This window comes from Gluconobacter cadivus, from assembly GCF_015244745.1.
GTDB lineage: Bacteria > Pseudomonadota > Alphaproteobacteria > Acetobacterales > Acetobacteraceae > Gluconobacter > Gluconobacter cadivus.
The window spans coordinates 144803-163041 of the sequence record NZ_JABCQI010000007.1 but is presented as its reverse complement, the minus strand read 5'-3'; the positions used below and the strand labels follow the sequence as shown (position 1 = coordinate 163041).

The 18239-nt window shown below is 59.6% G+C and carries 13 protein-coding genes; 7 read left to right on the top strand and 6 right to left on the bottom strand.

Annotated elements, in window-relative coordinates:
* Positions 1-11: 11 nt before the first annotated feature.
* The gene (locus HKD28_RS11355) at positions 12-1331 is read right to left on the bottom strand and encodes an efflux RND transporter periplasmic adaptor subunit (protein WP_235993435.1); all 1320 of its coding nucleotides are present in this window, start codon (positions 1329-1331) and stop codon (positions 12-14) included.
* Between the two features lie 157 nt (positions 1332-1488).
* Between HKD28_RS11355 and HKD28_RS11350 the strand changes: the two genes are divergently transcribed.
* Together HKD28_RS11350 and HKD28_RS11345 are read left to right on the top strand one after the other, a co-directional pair.
* Entirely contained in the window at positions 1489-2697 is a 1209-nt protein-coding gene (locus HKD28_RS11350) for a sigma-54-dependent transcriptional regulator (protein WP_194268209.1), read from the top strand.
* A complete protein-coding gene (locus HKD28_RS11345) occupies positions 2698-3918 on the top strand; it encodes a sensor histidine kinase (protein WP_194268208.1) in 1221 nt (406 codons plus the stop codon).
* Between the two features lie 9 nt (positions 3919-3927).
* On the opposite strand, the gene HKD28_RS11340 is transcribed toward HKD28_RS11345, so the two are convergent.
* Genes HKD28_RS11340 through HKD28_RS11325 form a run of 4 tightly spaced genes read right to left on the bottom strand, consistent with a single transcriptional unit; the run spans position 3928 to position 7710 of the window.
* A complete protein-coding gene (locus tag HKD28_RS11340; RefSeq protein WP_194268207.1) occupies positions 3928-4992 on the bottom strand; it encodes a sulfate/molybdate ABC transporter ATP-binding protein in 1065 nt (354 codons plus the stop codon).
* On the bottom strand, positions 4989-5807 hold the full coding sequence (locus HKD28_RS11335; protein ID WP_194268206.1) for a sulfate ABC transporter permease: 819 nt from the start codon (positions 5805-5807) through the stop codon (positions 4989-4991). The genes HKD28_RS11340 and HKD28_RS11335 overlap by 4 nt, the downstream gene beginning before the upstream one ends.
* A complete protein-coding gene (cysT, locus tag HKD28_RS11330; RefSeq protein WP_328750332.1) occupies positions 5804-6658 on the bottom strand; it encodes a sulfate ABC transporter permease subunit CysT in 855 nt (284 codons plus the stop codon). Before cysT ends, HKD28_RS11335 begins: the two co-directional genes overlap by 4 nt.
* Positions 6659-6675: 17 nt before the next feature.
* Positions 6676-7710, bottom strand: a complete 1035-nt coding sequence (locus HKD28_RS11325) for a sulfate ABC transporter substrate-binding protein (RefSeq protein WP_194268205.1) — start codon at positions 7708-7710, stop codon at positions 6676-6678.
* Between the two features lie 267 nt (positions 7711-7977).
* Between HKD28_RS11325 and HKD28_RS11320 the strand changes: the two genes are divergently transcribed.
* The 3 genes from HKD28_RS11320 to HKD28_RS11310 all read left to right on the top strand — a co-directional run bounded on the left by HKD28_RS11320 (position 7978) and on the right by HKD28_RS11310 (position 12499).
* Positions 7978-8982 (top strand): formylglycine-generating enzyme family protein, encoded by a 1005-nt coding sequence (locus HKD28_RS11320; protein WP_194268204.1) that lies wholly within the window; start codon positions 7978-7980, stop codon positions 8980-8982.
* A 2-nt stretch (positions 8983-8984) separates the two neighbouring features.
* The gene (locus HKD28_RS11315; RefSeq protein WP_194268203.1) at positions 8985-11015 is read left to right on the top strand and encodes a sulfatase family protein; all 2031 of its coding nucleotides are present in this window, start codon (positions 8985-8987) and stop codon (positions 11013-11015) included.
* 86 nt (positions 11016-11101) lie between these two features.
* The gene (locus tag HKD28_RS11310) at positions 11102-12499 is read left to right on the top strand and encodes a sulfatase family protein (RefSeq protein ID WP_194268202.1); all 1398 of its coding nucleotides are present in this window, start codon (positions 11102-11104) and stop codon (positions 12497-12499) included.
* A 48-nt stretch (positions 12500-12547) separates the two neighbouring features.
* Here HKD28_RS11310 and HKD28_RS11305 read toward each other — a convergent pair whose 3' ends face one another.
* Complete coding sequence (locus tag HKD28_RS11305) at positions 12548-13912, bottom strand: aryl-sulfate sulfotransferase (RefSeq protein WP_194268201.1); 1365 nt, start codon at positions 13910-13912, stop codon at positions 12548-12550.
* Positions 13913-14089: 177 nt separating this feature from the next.
* Here HKD28_RS11305 and HKD28_RS11300 point away from each other — a divergent pair, with 177 nt between their 5' ends.
* Together HKD28_RS11300 and HKD28_RS11295 are read left to right on the top strand one after the other, a co-directional pair.
* Complete coding sequence (locus HKD28_RS11300; RefSeq protein WP_194268200.1) at positions 14090-15532, top strand: sulfatase family protein; 1443 nt, start codon at positions 14090-14092, stop codon at positions 15530-15532.
* A 175-nt stretch (positions 15533-15707) separates the two neighbouring features.
* Complete coding sequence (locus HKD28_RS11295) at positions 15708-18227, top strand: TonB-dependent receptor (protein ID WP_194268199.1); 2520 nt, start codon at positions 15708-15710, stop codon at positions 18225-18227.
* Positions 18228-18239 lie beyond the last annotated feature (12 nt).

Genomic DNA, 18239 nt, shown 5'->3' with positions numbered 1-18239 from the left:
AATGCGTTGCGTCAGTGAATCGCGAGATGGCTGAAATTCTTGTAGGAATTGTAGGAAGAGACGATCACCCGATCGCCGTCATGCAGGCCGCCGGTGATCTCGACCTGTTCGGGATTGCGGCGGCCGGATGTGATCGACACGCGGTCCGCACTCTGCTCGCCCGAGGCTAGGACGAAGGCCGAAGAGCCGCCGCTGGCCTCCAGCCATGCTCCGTTGGGCAGGACGAGCGCGCGATGGGTTTCGCCCAGCGTGATGCGCAGATCGATGCTTTCTCCGCGCCGCAATCCGGCTGGCGGCGGTCTGTCGAATGTGAGTTCCGCGCGGAACTGACCGTTCGTGACCTGCGGGTGAACCCTTGAGACGGTCATGGGAAGTTTCGTGTCGCCCAGATCGGCTTCGGCCCGCTCGCCGACCGCGACGCGGCCGAGATAGAATTCATCGATATCCGCATCGAGCCTGTACTGGCCTTCGCTGTCGATCTGGCCGATCTTGTCTCCGGCCTTGAGAGACTGTCCCGGCTGGAGATCGAAATTGGTCAGGCGTCCATCCAGCGGCGCACGGAGGTCGAGCGCTCCAAGACTGGCCTCCACCACGTCCAGATTGGAGCGCAGGCGCTGGGCCTCCTCGTCGATTTCGCCACCCTGCCGGTCCGCGACCTTCAGATCCTGCGTCAGGGCGCTTTCAAGGCGTTTCAGGCGCTGGGCGTAATAGTCCGCTTCGTCGCGGTAGGACTGGACGTTGGCGTCGGATTCAAAACCCTGATCGTGCAACTGCTGGCGGATGGAGAGTTCGCGCTGGGCCTTGAGCAGATTGTAGCGTGCCTCTGCGCGCTGCGTTTCTTCGGTCGTGCGCGTCTGTTGCAGGGTCAGGCGCTGGGCGCTGACGGCCCCAAGCTGGCTTGCGATCTGGGCTTCGCGGGAGGTGACGTCGAGCTGGAGTTGGGGGTTGGTCAGATGCGCCAGAACGTCTCCCTTTTTCACGAGCGCGCCGTCCTTCGCCACGACTTCGGACACTTCGCCGCCCTGAATGGCATCAATGAAGGTCACGTTGAGCGGGGCCACGGTGGCGCGGACGGGAAGGTAGTCGAGAAAGGGCGCGGATTGGACGGTCGCCACTGTCAACTGCTCCTGGGAGACAGAAAGCGTTCCCGATGCCGGGACGAGGCGCCATCCGGCCCAGATCAGGCCCGCAACCGCGACGGGGGTACCATAACGCAGAGCCCGCCGGGTCAGGATCCTGCTCCGCGACGGGACGACTGCCCGGTCCATGACGGCACCGGATGCAGGGCGGAGTGCGGCGTTCGGCGGGGCTTTGGAAACGGGTTGATCCATGCACTGTTTCTCCTGTTGGCAAACAGTGTATCATGGCGGAAATGGAATTTAACTCATTGATAAATAACGATAAAATTTATTCTGATTTTACGGGTATGTCCGGTTTCGAACAGGGTGTCCGGAACCGGACACCCCTGAGAGGTCTGTCAAGATCACAATGAATGCAATCCGAAACGAATCGGGGGAATCCGCTCTTCCGGCACCGCGTCTTCTCTTCGTTGATGACGATCGCGATGTGCAGGTTGCGGCCCGTCTGCTGTTCCGTCGCAGCGGGCTGGACATTCTTTCCGCGCATGGGGCGGATGAGGCGTTGACGCAGCTGGCGTCGTTTCCTGTCGATCTCGTGCTGCTCGATCTCAATTATACGAAAGGAATGACTGCTGGTGCCGAAGGGCTGGCCCTGCTCAGGGACATGCTGGTCCTGCGTCCGGACCTGCCGGTGATTGTCGTGACCGGCCATAGTGGCGTGACGATTGCTGTTGCGGCGATGCGCGCCGGGGCTGTCGATTTCGTCATGAAGCCCTGGAATAACGAGCGTCTTCTGGCGCTGGTCGAGGGGACGCTGAAGAAATGCCGGGCCCGTCACGCGACTGAGGCAGAACCCGCTCTGATTATAGCGTCCGATGATCTGAGGCGGACCATTGCCGAAGCGGACCGTCTGGCTGTGACCCGCGCGTCACTGATCATCACGGGTGCGCCGGGTGTCGGGAAGATGCTGCTGGCGCGGCGCATTCATGCTCTTTCTTATGAAGACGATCCTGCGGTGATGCTCCGTGCGGAGGATTGCGAGGCTTTGCCGGAAGGGCGGGGAACGTGGATCTTTCGCAATATCGAGGCGCTGTCTGCGCCCATGCAGCGCCGTCTGGCGGACAGGCTGGACGCACGCGTGGCTCCACGGGTGATTGCTCTGTCCTCGCGGGATCATGCGGCTCTGGAGGGTATGCTGGATCCGCGGCTGATGCTGCATCTGGGAATGGTCGGATTGACCCTCTCTCCTTTGCAGGGGCGAGCGGACGATATCGTTGCTCTGAGCGCGCATTTCCTGCGGTATTTCGCAGCCCGGCATGGACTTGCGGAACCCGCAATGGACGAGGGCCGGCTTCGGTTGCTGTGTGAGGAAGAGTGGCCTCAGAATGTGCGCGGTCTGCGTGCGGTGATTGAGCGGGCTGTACTCACCGGGACATGGGAAACGGCTTCCGAAGAGGCCGAAGCGGTTCCGAACGCAGCGCTGACGCTGCGCGATACCGAGCGATCCCTGATCGAGACGGCATTGCGCAAGCATGGATTCAATGTGACGCAGGCTGCGCGGGAACTGGGTCTGACCAGACCGGCGCTGTATCGTCGTATGGCACGGTACGGGCTTTAGATGCGGGTCGTAGCTGAGACGTTCCTGCGGCTTTGCGGCATCGTGGCGGCCTGTCTGCTGACCATTCCGGCCTGGCAGCGGGGGTTTTATGCGACGGCCCTGCTGTGCATATGCGTCGGGCTGATCTGTGCAGGGTCTGTCGTTGCGGCGCAGATCCGGGTGACGCGGCGTCTGAAACGGCACGAGCCTTCCGTCGTGCGTCCCGTGGATCGGGAAAAGCTGCGGAACCGGGCGCTGCTCGATCATGCGCCTGTGCCGCTTCTGGTCCAGTATGTGGATGGGACCCTGCATGCCGCCAATCGTGCGGCGCGGCGTCTGTTCATGACGGAAGGGGTCCTGCGTGAGCCACCCGAAGCTCTCATTGCGGCTTTGGAGAAGGAGGCGTCGGGGCCGGAAAAACGCCTGATCCGTCTGCCATCCGTCGGGAGTGCGCCGCGGGTCTATGCGCTGTCGGTCGGAAAAGGTGCCGGGGCAGGAGGGATCGTTGCGTATCTGGCGCTGACGGACATCGAGGCCGGGTTGAACGCTGCGGAAGCTCAGGCGCTGCGTGGTCTTCTTCAGGTTCTCAGCCACGAGATCATGAATTCCCTCACACCAATCGTTTCCCTGTCCGCCACCGCCGAAGAGCTGTTTTCCGAATGTCGGGGACCGGCAGACAGCCGCCATGAGACAGGGCCATTGATTGCGGAGGCGCTTGGAACGATCCGGCGTCGTGCAGAGGGGCTGGATCGGTTCGTGCGCGGCTATCGCGATCTGGCGCGTCTGCCCAGACCGGATCTGAAGCCCGCAGACCTTGGCGCGCTGGTGCGTGAAATCGTCACGCTTTTTATGGCGCGCTGGGGTACGCGCGTGGTGCTGGACGTGGTGGTGCCTGCGGGGCGGCTCATGGTCCGACTTGATGCCGCGCAGATGGAACAGGCGCTTATGAATCTTCTGAACAACGGGGCCGAGGCTGCTCTGGGACAGTCTGCGCCCCGAGTGCAACTGGCTGTTGAAATGGCCGATCGGGCCGTTCTGATCAGAATCCGCGATAATGGTTCAGGGATTGATGCAGCGCTGCGGGAACAGGTTTTCGAGCCGTTTGTCTCGTTCAAGGCGGGCGGCAACGGGATCGGACTGCCTCTGGCGCGCCAGATTGTCAGGGGACATGGCGGGACGCTGGTCCTGAGCCAGGCTGGTGAGCGATCGGAATGGACGACGACCTTTGACGTGCAGATATGAATGGCCCGCTCAGGCTGGCTTCGGAGGGTCTTCTGACGCAGCAGCGGGATAGAAAATTTTTCCGCGGCTGATGTCGACGCGGACATTCTGCATCTCCTGTGGGGAGAGGTCTGTGGGTGTAATCATTTCAAATGCGGCCTCGGCGGTAACGATCTGATAGCGGAAAAGCCCGTTGGAAAAATGGGGGCGTTTTTCCACGGAAGCCTGTCCAGCCCCGGGCAGGAGGAAGACGTCATGTGGGCGGATAAAAGCGGTCGCGTCTCCGTCTGGCCCCTCGAACGGGAAAGGGGCGATGTCGGTATTGTCCGGAACGAACTGACCAGACCGGACGGTACCCGGAAATTTGAGGGTTTCGCCCAGAAACTCCATGACAAAGGGCGTTTGGGGGGCAGCATTCAGGGTGGAGGCGTCGGCGGCCTGAACGATGCGGCCCTCCTGCATGACGACGAGCGTGTCTGCGACGTCCATGGCTTCTTCGTGGTCATGGGTGACGAGAATGGTCGTCAGGTTCATCCGGTCGTGCAGGTCCCGGAGCCAGCGGCGGATGTCACGGCGGACCAGAGGGTCCAAGGCGCCGAAAGGTTCATCGAGCAGGAGAAGTCTGGGGCCGGTTGCCAGTGCGCGGGCAAGGGCCACGCGCTGTCTCTGGCCGCCGGAAAGCTGGTCCGGGTAGGCTTTTGCGAGATGGGGAAGCTGGATGAGGTCCAGAAGTTCAGTGACGCGGCGCTGGATGGCGGCGCGATCGGGGCGCCGCGCGCGGGGCAGGACGTCGAGGCCGAAGGCGATGTTCCGGGCCACGGTCATGTGTCGGAACAGGGCATAGTTCTGGAAGACGAACCCGATGCCCCGGTCCTGTACGGGGCGGTCGTGGATGGGAAGGCCGTCGATCAGCAGTGTGCCTTCGGAATGGGAGGAAAGGCCTGCAATGGCTCTGAGCAGGGTGGTTTTTCCGGCTCCGGATGGCCCGACAAGCGCGACGAACGCGCGGTCTTCGACGGTTAGCGCGATGTTATCGAGCAGTTTGCGCGAAGAGCGGGGAGCGTATTGCGTGAAGGCTTCGAGAGTGATGCTCATGGATGCTGTTTTCTGAAAGAACGCTCGAGAAACATGCGGATCAGGACCGTTGTCATTGCGACAAGGACGAGAAGGGCCGCCATCGCGAAGGCTGCTACGGACTGGTAGCCGTTATAGAGGGTCTCGATATGGAGCGGCATGGTTTCGGTGACGCCGGGGATGTGGCCTGAGATGACGGCGACTGCGCCGAATTCTCCCATGGCGCGGGCTGTCGTGAGAAGAACTCCCGAAAGAAGCGCCCAGCCTGCGTCGGGGAGCGTGACGTGGATCAGAGTTTTCCAGAAGCCCGCGCCCAGCAGGAAGGCGGTTTCTTCGGCGGCACGGCCCTGCTGTTCCATATAGGGCATGAGGGTGCGTGCGACGTAGGGGAAGGTCACGAAGAGCGTTGCAAGAATGATGCCGGGGACGGCGAAGGCGATGTGTAGGCCGTGATGGCCGAGCCAGTTTCCCCACCATCCCTGCCGGCCGAAAAGCAGCAGCCAGACCAGCCCCGCAATCACGGGAGAAACGCTGATGGGGAGTTCGATCAGGCTCACCAGAAGGCGGGCACCTCGGAAGTCGTATTTTGTCAATGTCCAGGCCGCAGCGACGCCGCCTGCCGTGTTGATGACCGTCACGATGGCGGTGACGCAGGCTGTCAGGCGGATGGAGGATCGGGCTTCCGGGTCTTTGAGGGTTTCAAGAGCCGTATGCAGGCCCTGACGCAGGGCTTCGTGCAGGATCAGGACCACAGGCAGGACGATGAGAAGGCCGATGATGGTGTAGCTGAGCAGGGTCAGGACAACGGGGGTTATCCGGGAAGACTGACGGGTCATGCGCCGTCCTCACGGAGCAGTCCGGAAGAAACCGAACGGCGCAGATGGCTGACGGCAACGAGGCAGAGCAGGGCCGTGACAAGCAGGATCAGGGCGATGGAGGTTGCGCCATCATAGTTGAATTCCTGAAGCCGCATGACGATCAGCAGCGGTGCGACCTCGCTGTGGAAAGGCTGGTTGCCCGCAATGAAGATGACGGAGCCGTATTCTCCGATGCCCCGTGCAAAGGCGAGCCCTGCACCGCTCAGAAGCGGGGGCGCGAGAGCGGGCAGGAGAATACGGCAGAAACGCTGCCATCCCGATGCGCCCAGAAGGAAAACGGCTTCCTCGACATCTTTGGGAAAGCTGCGAAGCACGGGTTCGACGGAACGGACGATGAAAGGCAGTCCGATGAAGGTCAGCGCGATGACAATTCCGGCGGGAGAAAAGGTGAGTTTCAGTCCCAGTTTTTCTGCAGGGGCGCCGATCCATCCGCCGGGGCCGTAAAGGGTGGCCAGAGCGATGCCGGTCACGGCTGTGGGAATGGCGAAGGGGAGGTCGATCAGGGCGTCTACGGCGCGATGGCCGGGCGGTCGGTAGCGGACGAGGGTCCAGGCCAGCAGCAGGCCGATCGGCAGGTCAATGAGGACCGCCAGGAAGGCGCAGATAAAACTGACCCGCAGGGCGGCATACATGCGTGCGTCATGCAGCGCATGGATCATCGGGCCGAGGCCGTGCTGCCAGGGCCGGAGCAGCAGCGCCGTCAGGGGGAGAACGACGAGCAGCCCGGTCCAGAGCAGGCTCAGGCCCAGCGACAGTGAAAAGCCGGGTAATGTCTGGCGTCGGCGCGGGAAAGAACCCAGGCCCGTCACGGTCAGGGGTTTCACACTCAGTGGCTGTAGATCTGGTCGAACACGCCGCCGTCCGAGAAATGGGTTTTCTGCAGGCGGGTCCAGCCGCCCAGGCTGGCGACGTCGAAGGTTGTGGTGTGTGGGAAGACTGCGGCTGTTTCGGCCTGAATCGCAGGGTCCACGGGGCGGAAATAGTGTCTGGCGCCGATCCGCTGGCCTTCTGGGGAGAACAGGAAGTCCAGATAGGCGCGGGAGACGGCTTCGGTTCCGTGTTCCTGCACGTTGCGGTCCACGGTGGCGACGGGAGGTTCGGCAAGAATGGTGAGGGGGGGCACGACAATATCGAATTTGTCCGGCCCCAGATCGCGCGAGGCCAGCAGGGCTTCGTCTTCCCATGCGATCAGAACATCGCCCAGGCCGCGCTGGACGAAGCTGTTGGTAGCGCCACGCGCGCCCGTATCAAGAACGGGGACATGCGCAAAGAGCGCCTTGAGGTATGCTGTTGCGGACTGTTCCGTCCCACCGGGCTGATGAAGCGCCCAGCCCCACGCGGCCAGATAGTTCCATCGTGCGCCCCCGGATGTCTTGGGATTTGGGGTGACAACCTGAATGCCATCGCGGATCAGATCGGGCCAATCGTGGATGTTCTTCGGGTTGCCTTTACGCACGAGGAACACGATCGTGCTGGTATAGGGCGTTGAATTGTGCGGCAGGCGTTTCTGCCAGTCTGTAGCCAGAAGGCCGTTCTGGGCGAGAATATCAATATCGTAGGCGAGACCCAGCGTGACGACATCCGCGGGTGCGCCCTCCAGAACCGAGCGCGCCTGCGCGCCGGAGCCGCCATGCGATGACGTTACGACAACGCTGTCTCCGCTATGGGTCTTGGACCAGAAGGCTGGGAAGGCATGGTTGATGTCGCTGTAAAGCTCGCGCGTCGGGTCATAGGACACATTCAGAAGGTGGTAATCCGCAGCATGTGCGGCGGACAGGCACGGACCTGCGATGAGGGTTGCAGCGAGAGCCAGTGTTCCTTTGAGGGTGTAACGGCGGGACGACAGGTTTTTCATGGCCATGGCCTTCGGGAGCAGGGGAATGTCGGGTCGATCTATATAACAAAAACAAAACGTAATTAATTAAAACAACGATATCATTTTGATTATAGATCTGCCTATTGCCGTCAAGCGTGTCCCGGAGCGATTCTTGAAAATCGGCTGAAAAACAAAGATTTCAGAAGAAAACAGAACGATTCTGCAACGCGGGATTGAAAATACCGAAGGGTTTGTGTTTTCAATAACGATGAAATAGAGGTTTTAAATAATAAAACTATCAGGATCAGTTTAATGACCCTCATCTCCGCTTCTGCTCACCCGAAAAAAGCGTGCTGCGTTCCGCAGGCGGCGCGGGCGTCTTCGCGCGCGCCGTCTGTTCCGGTGTTTCAGGATCGTCAGCCCTGCCGTACCTCGGGCTATGAGGACATGGTGCTGATCGGGGAGGGAACGCACCAGATTGGCGCTGATGATTCCGAAATCCATGTCGCGGATGGCGAGGGGCCGGTTCGGCTCGTGGAGGTCGATGCTTTCTGGATCGATAGATATGCTGTCAGCAACCGGCAGTTTGCGGCATTTGTCGCAGCTACGGGGTATGTGACGGAAGCCGAAGCGGAGGGGTGGTCGTTCGTTTTCGAAGGAGTGGCGACGGCGACAGCGAAGAAGCGCCGTCTGCGCGGTTCTGTTCCGCAGACGCCGTGGTGGCTGCCGGTCCGTGGCGCGCAGTGGCGTCATCCTGAAGGGCCGGGGTCGCATATTTCGGCCCGTCAGGATCATCCGGTCGTGCATGTGTCGTGGAATGATGCGACCGCTTATGCGGTCTGGGCGGGCAAGCGTTTGCCGACGGAAGCGGAATGGGAAATTGCCGCGCGGGGCCGGATGCAGAATTTCCGTTACCCCTGGGGAAATGAACTGCGTCCTGATGGGGAGGCGCAGTGCAACATCTGGCAGGGACGTTTCCCCGATGAGAACACCCGCCAGGACGGGTATGTGACGACCGTGCCCGTTACCGCATTTCCGCCGAATGGATACGGCCTTTACAACATGGTGGGCAATACGTGGGAATGGTGCTCCGATTTCTGGAGCCCGGTCTGGCATCAGGCTGAAAATGCCCTGACGCGATGCAATCCTTCAGGACCACCCGAGGGGACGGACAGGGTGATCCGGGGGGGATCGCATATGTGCCATCACTCCTATTGCAACCGGTATCGCAATTCGGCACGGACCCATACGACGCCTGACAGCTCTCTCGGCCATATCGGTTTCAGATGTGCGTCGTCGGCTGTGGTGGATCTGTGAGCATGGATCGACCCTCCAGAGCGGTGAGCCGCCGTCATCTTTTGGCGACGACGGGCGCGGCCGGTGTGGCGTTTTCGGCCGGTGCTGGTGTTAATGCCAGGGCGAAGACCATCTCTGCCGCGTCAGAGACCCCGGCAGGCCGGAAGCCGAACATTATCTGGATCGTCTGCCATGATATCCATGCGCCTCTTCTGGGATGTTACGGCAATCCTCTGGCGGTGACGCCGACGATTGACGCACTGGCCCGCGAGGGAAACCGCTTTAAAAGCGCCTATGCCACTACCCCGGTCTGCTCTCCGTCGCGTTTCTCGCTGGTCACGGGGCTGTATCCGCAAAGCTGTGGACCGGCGGAAAACATGCGCGCTGTGGCCCGCATTGCAGGACAGTTCGAAAGCCTTCCGGAACTGATGCGTGGGGCGGGGTATTACTGCACCAATAACGTCTTTACCGACTACAACTGTGACCTTGATCCTGCGACGATCTGGGATGCGTGTTCAGTGACGGCACACTGGCGGAACCGCCCGGCGGGGAAACCCTTTTTCGCGGTCTACAATTATCTCATCACGCATGAATCCCATCTGTTTGAGACGGGTGCGACCGTGACTGATCCTGCGCGGGTCCATATTCCGCCCTATCTGCCGGACACGCCCGATATCCGGGATTCGATTGCGCGCAACATCGACATGGTGAACCGGCAGGATAAAGCGGTGGCCCATATTCTGGGCGAGCTTGAACAGGACGGTCTGGCTCAGGACACGATCGTCATGTTTTTCGCCGATCATGGCGGGGTGCAGCCCAGAACGAAGCGATACTGTTATGAAGGGGGGCTGCACGTGCCCCTGATCGTGCGGTTTCCAAAGAAATTTCAGCATTTTGCGCAACGTGCGGCCGGGCAGGTCAGTCCGGATCTCGTGAGTCTGGTGGATATGGCGCCGACGACACTGTCGCTGGCAGGGGCGGCAATTCCCCGGCATATGCAGGGACAGCCATTTCTCGGGCAGCACGTTCCCGCGCCACGCGATCATGTGTTCAGTGGTCGTAACCGGATGGATGAACGGCTGGATCTGATGCGGACGGTCCGGAGTGGGCGTTACCGCTATATCCGTAACTACATGCCACATCGCATTTACGGACAGCATAATGCGTATGAGTGGAAAGGTCGCGGTTACCAGTCCTGGGAAGAGGAGTGGCTGGCGGGGCGTCTGAACGCTGTTCAGGCAGCCTTCTGGCAGGACAAGCCGGGTGAAGAGCTTTATGATCTTGCGAGTGATCCGCATCAGATCAGCAACCTGATCGACGATCCGGCGCATCAGGCTGAACTGCAACATCTGCGGGGTGTGCTTGATGCGCAGATGATTGCGATCAACGATAATGCGTTCCTTGCGGAAGGGCTGCGACATCAGGGGTATCAGGCAAGCCGCGAGCCTGGCGCTTATCCGTTGCCTGCGCTGATGGCGCTGGGGGCGAAGGTGACCCAGCGGAGTGCGGAACATCTTCCGGCGTTCAGGGCCTCTCTTGGAAATGATAGCGAAGCCGTGCGGTACTGGGCGGCTACGGGTATTCTTGCGGTGCAGACGCCGCTGGATGCCCGGACCACTCATGATGTGGCATTGGCATTTGGAAAAGAGCCGTCTGTGGTGATCAGGGCTGTGCTGGGTGAAATTCTGCTGAATGGCCCCGATGCTGCTCAGGCCATCGACTGGGTTGCGGGAAAGATCGCGCAAACGGGTGATCCGGAGGGGGCCCTGGCTGCGGTTCTGGCGGCGACTTATGGGCGGAATGTGCGCTCTCCCGCTGTAACGCCGGCTGTTCAGACGGCCCTGACGGCGCGTGTTTCGCCGCCTGACGTGCAGGGTGTTCTGGGACTTTTCGCGGTACGGGCCGCCGCACGGTATCTCAGCGAAAAACGCGCCGGAACCTATACGCCGCGTCTGAAACAGCCGTCCGATTTTGATGCAGCCGCCATGCAGAGTCCGGCAGGAAAGAAGCTGGTGGCGGCCATGGGAGGCAGGATCAGCGATCCGCAGATCTAGAGGCTGCGGGAAGAAACTCTCAATTCTCTCATACTCTCCGCAAAGCTTTTGGCTCTGCGCGGGGGCAGAATATCCGCAGGAACATCATGGTACAGGTCAGACGTCGCACCCTTCTTGCCTCAGGCGGAGGCGCCTTCATGGCAAAAGGATATGGGCAGTCCCTTCCGAAAGGCAGGTGGACGAATATTCTCTATCTTCATTCCCACGACAGTGGACGGTCGCTCGAGCCTTATGACAGCGCGGTCTCTACTCCGGAAATAGCCTCTCTGGCGCGTGAGGGCGTGACGTTCCGGCAGGCGTTCAGTGCGGCACCGGTCTGCTCTCCTAGTCGTGCGGCTCTGCTGACCGGTCAGTCTCCCCATCGTTCCGGAATGATTGGGCTGGCGCATCGGGGTTTCAGGCTGAACGATCCGCGGCAGCTCCTTTTCCGGGACCTGCAGAAATTCGGATATCAGGCCGTGCTGACAGGGATGCAGCATGTTGCCGCTGATCCGGACACGCTGGGGTATGACAGGAATCTTGCCTATCGCGACGAGAGCGGGAAATGGCGTGCGGAAGCTTCTGTGGTGGCACCGATAGCCGAGCGGTTTCTGGACAGCCGGCCCAGACAGCCGTTTTTTCTGGATGTCGGATTTTTCGAGACGCATCGGGAGTATCCGGACCCGACCCCCGCGGATCTGGAGCGTGTGCGGAGCGTTCCGCGTCCATTACCCGATACGCCGGAAATCCGCCACGATTTCGCGGCTTTCGGGGCAAGCGCGCGTCAGTTGGATGCGGGTGTCGGGCGGGTTTTGCAGGCTTTGTCCAGAAATGGTTATGACCGCAATACGCTGGTTATTTTCGTCACGGATCATGGCATCGCTTTTCCGGGCATGAAATGCAACCTGACGGATGACGGGATCGGAACGGCACTGATCATGCGAGGGCCGGGTCTGGCCGTGGGGCATCAGTCGGACGTGATGGTCTCGCAGATTGATGTTTTTCCGACAGTTTATGATTACCTGGGCATCCCGCGTCCTTCCTGGCTTGCGGGGCAATCTTTTCTTCCGGTCTTGCGGGGCAGTCAGGCGGAAATCCGGGATGCCGTCTATGCTGAGATGACGTATCACGCGTCATATGAACCGATGCGGGCCGTCCGGACGCAGCGATGGAAATATATTCGCAGATTTGGAAGTCGCAGGCAGCCCGTGCTGCCGAACTGCGATGACAGTCCCAGCAAGTCCGTCTGGGTCGGGGCCGGATGGCCGGATCATCGTCTGCCTGAAGAGGCTCTTTATGATCTGACGTTCGATCCTGCGGAAACCGGTAACCTGTGTCACGATCCGCAGTATGGAGACGTTCTGCGGGAAATGAGAAAGCGCCTGCGGCGCTGGATGCAGGAGACGCAGGACCCGCTTCTCAAAGGGCCTGTGGCGGCTCCGGTGGGGGCGGTTGTCAATCCGCCCGATGGTCAGTCCCCTTCGGAACCGACGGTGCCTGCCTGAGAAGGGAGGGCTGGCGTCATGACTTTGGCCGCCAGCCCTGCGATTGTATTATTTTTCCGGATCTGAAGCCGGAACCACGACTGTTTCGGTATGGGAGACGGTCGAGGGCACCCATCCATATGGCACGGGCTGGATACGATAGACCCAGTTGGAGCGCGTTGTTTTTCCTGAAGAGCTGCCGGGCGTTTCACCTGAATAGGGCGAAACATATTCCCACACGATTTCACCCGTGGGCGTGACCTGGAAGAAGCGTCCGTTCATGCCTTCGTCGATCAGGGTATTGCCATTGGGCAGCCGGTCCACGGAGCTGATGAAGCTGCTGTAGAAGGACCATGGCGGGCCGCCGGAATTCTCGCCTGTGTACTGCCAGACGACCTGCGCCGTTACGGGATTGATTTCCAGAATTCGCGAACCGTTGGCGACCTGCAACGGACGGGCGGGATAGCCTGCTTCTCCCTGATTGTCGAAAACGATCAGGTTGCCTGCCCCCGGTAGGCCTTCGGGAATAAGATGCGCGTCATGCTGTCCGACGAACTGGTCGACGGCGAAAGGAACAGCAGGTTCGCTGCGGCGCCGCTGCGGGAGGTTAGGGCCCAGACGCCAGACGACCTTGCCGGAATGGCGGTCCAGGATTGCGATGAAGTTGGCCTCCCGTGAATCGATCAGGATGTTGTCCGGTGCGAAACGTTTGTCTCCCGCGCGATACCAGTGGTTATCGCCTACAAGCTGCATGTTGTTGATATGAAGGTAATCCGGATTTTCAGCATGCGTTACCAGTTGAAGCTGGCTGTCGGTAAAGCCGAATTCCCGAAGATGGTCTCCGGCCTTCCAGGTCCAGCGGATTTTGCCGTCCGGGGCGATCTCATAAATCACGTCATCCAGTACCGGCTTGGCCCCGCCGGGGATGGAGCGGTTCTGGTTGGCCAGAAGAAGCGTGCCGCCATCGGGCAGGCGGGCCCAGTCATGATGCTGACGGGCATTGCCTTCAGGCGACTGAAGACCCCATTCCCAGAGCGTTTTGTCAGACCAGTCCACATAGCCGAACGTTCGGTTACGGAAACCGGCTGTGGCTCCGGGGATCTTGTGGGTGCCGTCCCCGCGGATTTCCGAAAGCTGTAGCCCGATAATGCCTTTCTGCCCCTGGACCAGAGCGGGATCAATGTATTTGGCGGGGAATCCGGCTTGTGCCCATTGCCGGACCTCGTGACCGTTCATGTCGATGAGATGGGTGTGATTGTCGCTTCCGGAAAACAGGATGAAGCTGTTGTAAGCCTTTTCGGGGTTGTAACGGGTGACGCCGGTCGGCACCACGCTGGGGACGGCTTTTGCTGCGTCGGGGATGGCCATGAGGGCAGTGCACAAGGCCATCGTGCCCATAGCGCCGGTGGAGAGCCTGAGTGGGAACGAAGCCATATCACTTACCCTGTTATCTGGAATCATGGTCTCCCGGAGGAGTTTGCCAACTGAAACCGCTTTTCGAGGTTCTTTCAACCATCAATATTGGTTTTTATGAATTTACATCCTATTTTTTGGTTGTTAATATTTTTAACCATAATTGATAGTTTAATAATCCAGACTGAAAGCCCGCAGATGACCCGATTTGTCCAGAGGCGTCGCGCCTTCCTTTCCACTGTCGCAGGGATCGGCCTTGGCGCAATGACGGGGCCGGGAGCGCGGGCGATCGCCCAGCCGGGGATTTCGGGCCGTTCCGGCGAAAGAGCAAAGGCACCGAACATCATTTTCATTCTTGCGGATGATCTTGGATACGCGGATGTGAGCTGCTTCGGCACGCCGGGTTTTACGACGCCTTCCATTGACCGTATCGCGCATGAAGGCATCAAGCTGACGCGCGCCTATGCGAATTCCGCCGTCTGTTCCGCGACGCGGACGGCCCTGATTACCGGGCGTTATCAGGACCGGATTACCTGTGGTCTGGAAGAACCGATTGCCTCATCCAGCGGGAAAATCGGGCTTCCGCCGGGATTGCCGACCCTCCCGGAGCAGCTTCACAGGGCCGGGTACAGGACGGCTCTGGTGGGGAAGTGGCACCTTGGGAGCCCTCCGGAGTTCGGGCCGCTCAAGAGCGGCTATGACCATTTTTACGGTATTTCTGGTGGCGCTGCCGACTATTTCACCCATCAGGGAAAACCCGGTGAGGACCAGTTTTATCGGGACGACCATCTGATCCACGATCATGGTTATCTGACGGGGCTTCTGGGGGACGAAGCCGTTCGGCTGGTCGAGACGTTTGCACAGGACCCGTCGCCATTTTTCCTCAGTCTGCATTTCAATGCGCCGCACTGGCCTTGGGAAGGGCCGGAGGATGAGGCCGAATCAAAGCGCCTGAAAGGCAGGATCTTCGACTATGATGGCGGAACGCAGAAGACCTATGGCCGGATGGTCAGAGCCATGGATGACCAGATCGGCCGGGTTCTTGCGACACTTGACCGCCATCAACTGACGGAAAATACGATCGTCGTGTTTACCAGCGACAACGGCGGCGAGCGTTTCTCCGAGATCTGGCCTTTTACGGGCATGAAGGGGGAGCTTCTGGAGGGTGGGCTCAGGGTGCCGGCGGTTCTGAGGTGGCCCGCACGGGTGAGGGCAGGGTCCGAGAGCGACCAGACCCTCATCACGATGGACTGGCTTCCCAGTTTCCTGGCTGCTGCGGGCGTGACGCCGGACGCAACTTTCCCGTCCGACGGCACAAATCTTCTGCCGTTCCTGAGTAATCCGGAGAAACGCCAGTCGCGCTCACTGTTCTGGCGTTACAAGATCCATGACCAGCACGCTCATCTCGATGGCGATTACAAATATTTGAAAATCGGGGAGAACGAATTTCTCTTCGACGTTGTCAGCGATCCGCGTGAGAGAGCCAATCTGAAAGATCGCAAACCGGAGCTTTTTGCCCGTCTGAAAAAGGAATGGGCAGTCTGGAATGCAACGATGCTGCCTTTCCCGCAGGGCAGTTACAGTTGGGGAGCGGATGCCCAGGATTTTGCGGATCATTATGATGCGTCCCGGTCTGACTGATGTGGGGTTCACCAAAGCAGACCAGAACATAGGACATATAACATTATAAAATAGTGTAAATAAATACATCCCGAATCCGATTCGTTCGTATGGACCGAATCAAAACGACGATATATCGTTCTTATGTAAAAACAACGATATATAAATGTTAATGCGGTTCGGGAATATTCTGGTCATGAAGAAAAAATACGTCCTGCTTACCGCCATCGCTGCCGTGGTTGATGTGACGGGGTGGGACAGTGCGCAGGCACAGAGCGCCGTCCCCAAAGAAGGAATCGCGGCCACGCATACCGCGCACAGGCACCATACGGCAAAATCGGTTCCGGCAGCTCGGCCCACTCTCAAAGCGGTCAGGGCGCCGGTCTCCGATCCGGAACGGATCCATGTGGTCGCATCTCCGGTGCAGGCAGCAGCGCATACGATTGACCAGGAAACGCATGCGCTTCAGAACGTTCCGCAGGCTGCGACACGGATCGGTGCACAGGAACTGAAGGCCGAACATATCACGGCCCTGCCTCAGGCCGCGCGTCTCCTGCCGACCGTTCAACTCAATATTTCCAATCCGCGCAACACCACAATCAATATCCGTGGTCTCGGAGCCGCCGGAACGGCAGCGACGGATGGGATCGAAGGGGGCGTGGCGGTGTATGTCGATGGTGTTTATCGTTCACGCCCTGCGACTGCGCTGAGCGATCTGGTCGATCTGAACGGGATCACCGTCCTGCGTGGTCCGGCGGGAACGGAAGGGGGCATGACGGCCACGGCAGGCGCCATCGAACTCACAACGGCCGCGCCGGATCTGCATACCCGACATGTCTATGGTGAAGCGGGGGTTGGAAATTATGATTATAACCGCTGGAGCCTTGGGGTGACGACGCCGCTCGTCAAGGACAAGCTTGCGGTCCGGCTGAGTGCGTTGGGATATGGCAACAGCGGCTGGGTCAAAAACCTTGCGGGCGGGGGCGATATTAATGGCCAGACAAGCCGCTCTTTCCGCGCACAGGTTCTGTATCACCCCACGGATGAGCTGAGTGTCCGGCTGACGGGAGATTATGCCCATCTTCGTGAAAACTGCTGCTCTGGGGGGCTCTACAAGATCGTTGCAACCAAGACGGATGGCAGCGCCGTAGCGGGAACGCTGCCGCAGCGTTTGGGTTGGGCGGGATATGGTGGCACGGCCCCCTCCAATGCGCCTTATACCATCAACCGAAGCTCTCTTTCTGACGCAGAGCAGGAAGACATGGGGCTTTCGGGCCATGTGGACTGGCACCATGCCAATTTCACGCTGTCCTCCATCACGGCTTTCCGGTGGTGGGACTGGGCACCGCATAATGACGGTGATCTGGGGCCGGCCAATGCCATTCTCAACAGCAATGCCAAGGTCGATCAAAGGCAGTTCACGCAGGAACTCCGTTTTTCCAGTTCTCTGGGGCGTCTGCTCGATTATCGGGTTGGAGCGTTTTACATGTGGCAGGAAAACCGTGTTTACGGCGATACCCGCTACGGGCCGGATGCCGGAGCGTGGTATGGATATGGAACCGGAAGCTCACCCGTCAGCGGTATTTCTGCCGAACAGGCCTCGAATGTCCTGAACAATTATGACGTGCGCAGCTATGGACAGCCCACCACCAATTATTATGGGCTTTACGCGAACGGGACCTGGCACATCACCCGCAAACTGGATTTCGTGACGGGCGTACGATATAATTACAGCACCAAGACGGGAAGTTTTTCCCAATGGCAGGTTACACCCGAAAGCTATAATTCAGCCATCACACCACTGGCTACGGCACAGAAAATCTGGGGCCTGTATGGTAGCAATACGGGGTATGGCGCGCATGTCGATAATGGTTTCGTAACCGGACAGTTCGTTGCGAAATACCATGTGGCGGATAATGCCATTGTTTACGGCCGCTATGGCCGCGGTGGAAAATCCGGTGGCCTCAATCTGGTCTCTTTTTCTGCGAGCCAGCTTTCTCAGGGCGCAGTTTCGCCGAATGTGGGCAAGGAGACGGACGACTCTTTTGAGGTCGGGGCGAAGGCGCAGTTTCTTCAGAACCGTCTTCTGGTCAGCGGTGCGCTGTATCAGACGAACGACCACAACTATCAGGTCACGGCAGTTCATGAATATCAGGGCGCGCTGGTTTCCTATCTGAGCAGTGCTCCAAAAGTGCGGGTCCGTGGTGCGGAGATGGACATTCATTACAGCCCGCTTGCCAATCTCGTAACGTCTCTGTCTGCGTCTTATAATGACGCCCAGTTCCTCCAGTATTCCACAAGTGCACCACCGGAACTGGCATGGAAAGGCGCTTACAGTCTCGCCCATACGCAGATTCCGTTCGTGCCGAGATGGGCGCTGTCGGCTGCGGTGCAGTATTCGCACGGGATCGGAAAGATTTTTTCCCGCCCTCTCGATGCCTATGCAGGTGGGAGCTACAATTACAACACCCGCATGAACACCTCCAGCAACAACTCCGTTTATGGCTGGGTGCCGGCTTATGGCACGCTGAACCTGAATTTCGGGTTTCGCGACCATCAGGGGCGTTGGGAACTCGCGGGCTTCATCAATAATGCAACGGACGAGCGGCGTGTCACGCAGATTTCCCAGGGAAGCGCCGCTTCGGGAAATGGCAGCTGGTACGCCTATGTCACGCAGCCCCGCAATTTCGGCTTTATTGCCCGCGTGAACTACTGAACCGGCGAGGAA

Coding starts and splice junctions, on each gene's coding strand:
- HKD28_RS11310 (WP_194268202.1), top strand. CDS start 11,102: ATGGTACAGGTCAGACGTCGCACCCTTCTTGCCTCAGGCGGAGGCGCC.
- HKD28_RS11335 (WP_194268206.1), bottom strand. CDS start 5,807: ATGACCCGTCAGTCTTCCCGGATAACCCCCGTTGTCCTGACCCTGCTC.
- HKD28_RS11340 (WP_194268207.1), bottom strand. CDS start 4,992: ATGAGCATCACTCTCGAAGCCTTCACGCAATACGCTCCCCGCTCTTCG.
- HKD28_RS11325 (WP_194268205.1), bottom strand. CDS start 7,710: ATGGCCATGAAAAACCTGTCGTCCCGCCGTTACACCCTCAAAGGAACA.
- HKD28_RS11305 (WP_194268201.1), bottom strand. CDS start 13,912: ATGGCTTCGTTCCCACTCAGGCTCTCCACCGGCGCTATGGGCACGATG.
- HKD28_RS11320 (WP_194268204.1), top strand. CDS start 7,978: ATGACCCTCATCTCCGCTTCTGCTCACCCGAAAAAAGCGTGCTGCGTT.
- HKD28_RS11350 (WP_194268209.1), top strand. CDS start 1,489: ATGAATGCAATCCGAAACGAATCGGGGGAATCCGCTCTTCCGGCACCG.
- HKD28_RS11315 (WP_194268203.1), top strand. CDS start 8,985: ATGGATCGACCCTCCAGAGCGGTGAGCCGCCGTCATCTTTTGGCGACG.
- HKD28_RS11300 (WP_194268200.1), top strand. CDS start 14,090: ATGACCCGATTTGTCCAGAGGCGTCGCGCCTTCCTTTCCACTGTCGCA.
- HKD28_RS11355 (WP_235993435.1), bottom strand. CDS start 1,331: ATGGATCAACCCGTTTCCAAAGCCCCGCCGAACGCCGCACTCCGCCCT.
- HKD28_RS11345 (WP_194268208.1), top strand. CDS start 2,698: ATGCGGGTCGTAGCTGAGACGTTCCTGCGGCTTTGCGGCATCGTGGCG.
- HKD28_RS11295 (WP_194268199.1), top strand. CDS start 15,708: ATGAAGAAAAAATACGTCCTGCTTACCGCCATCGCTGCCGTGGTTGAT.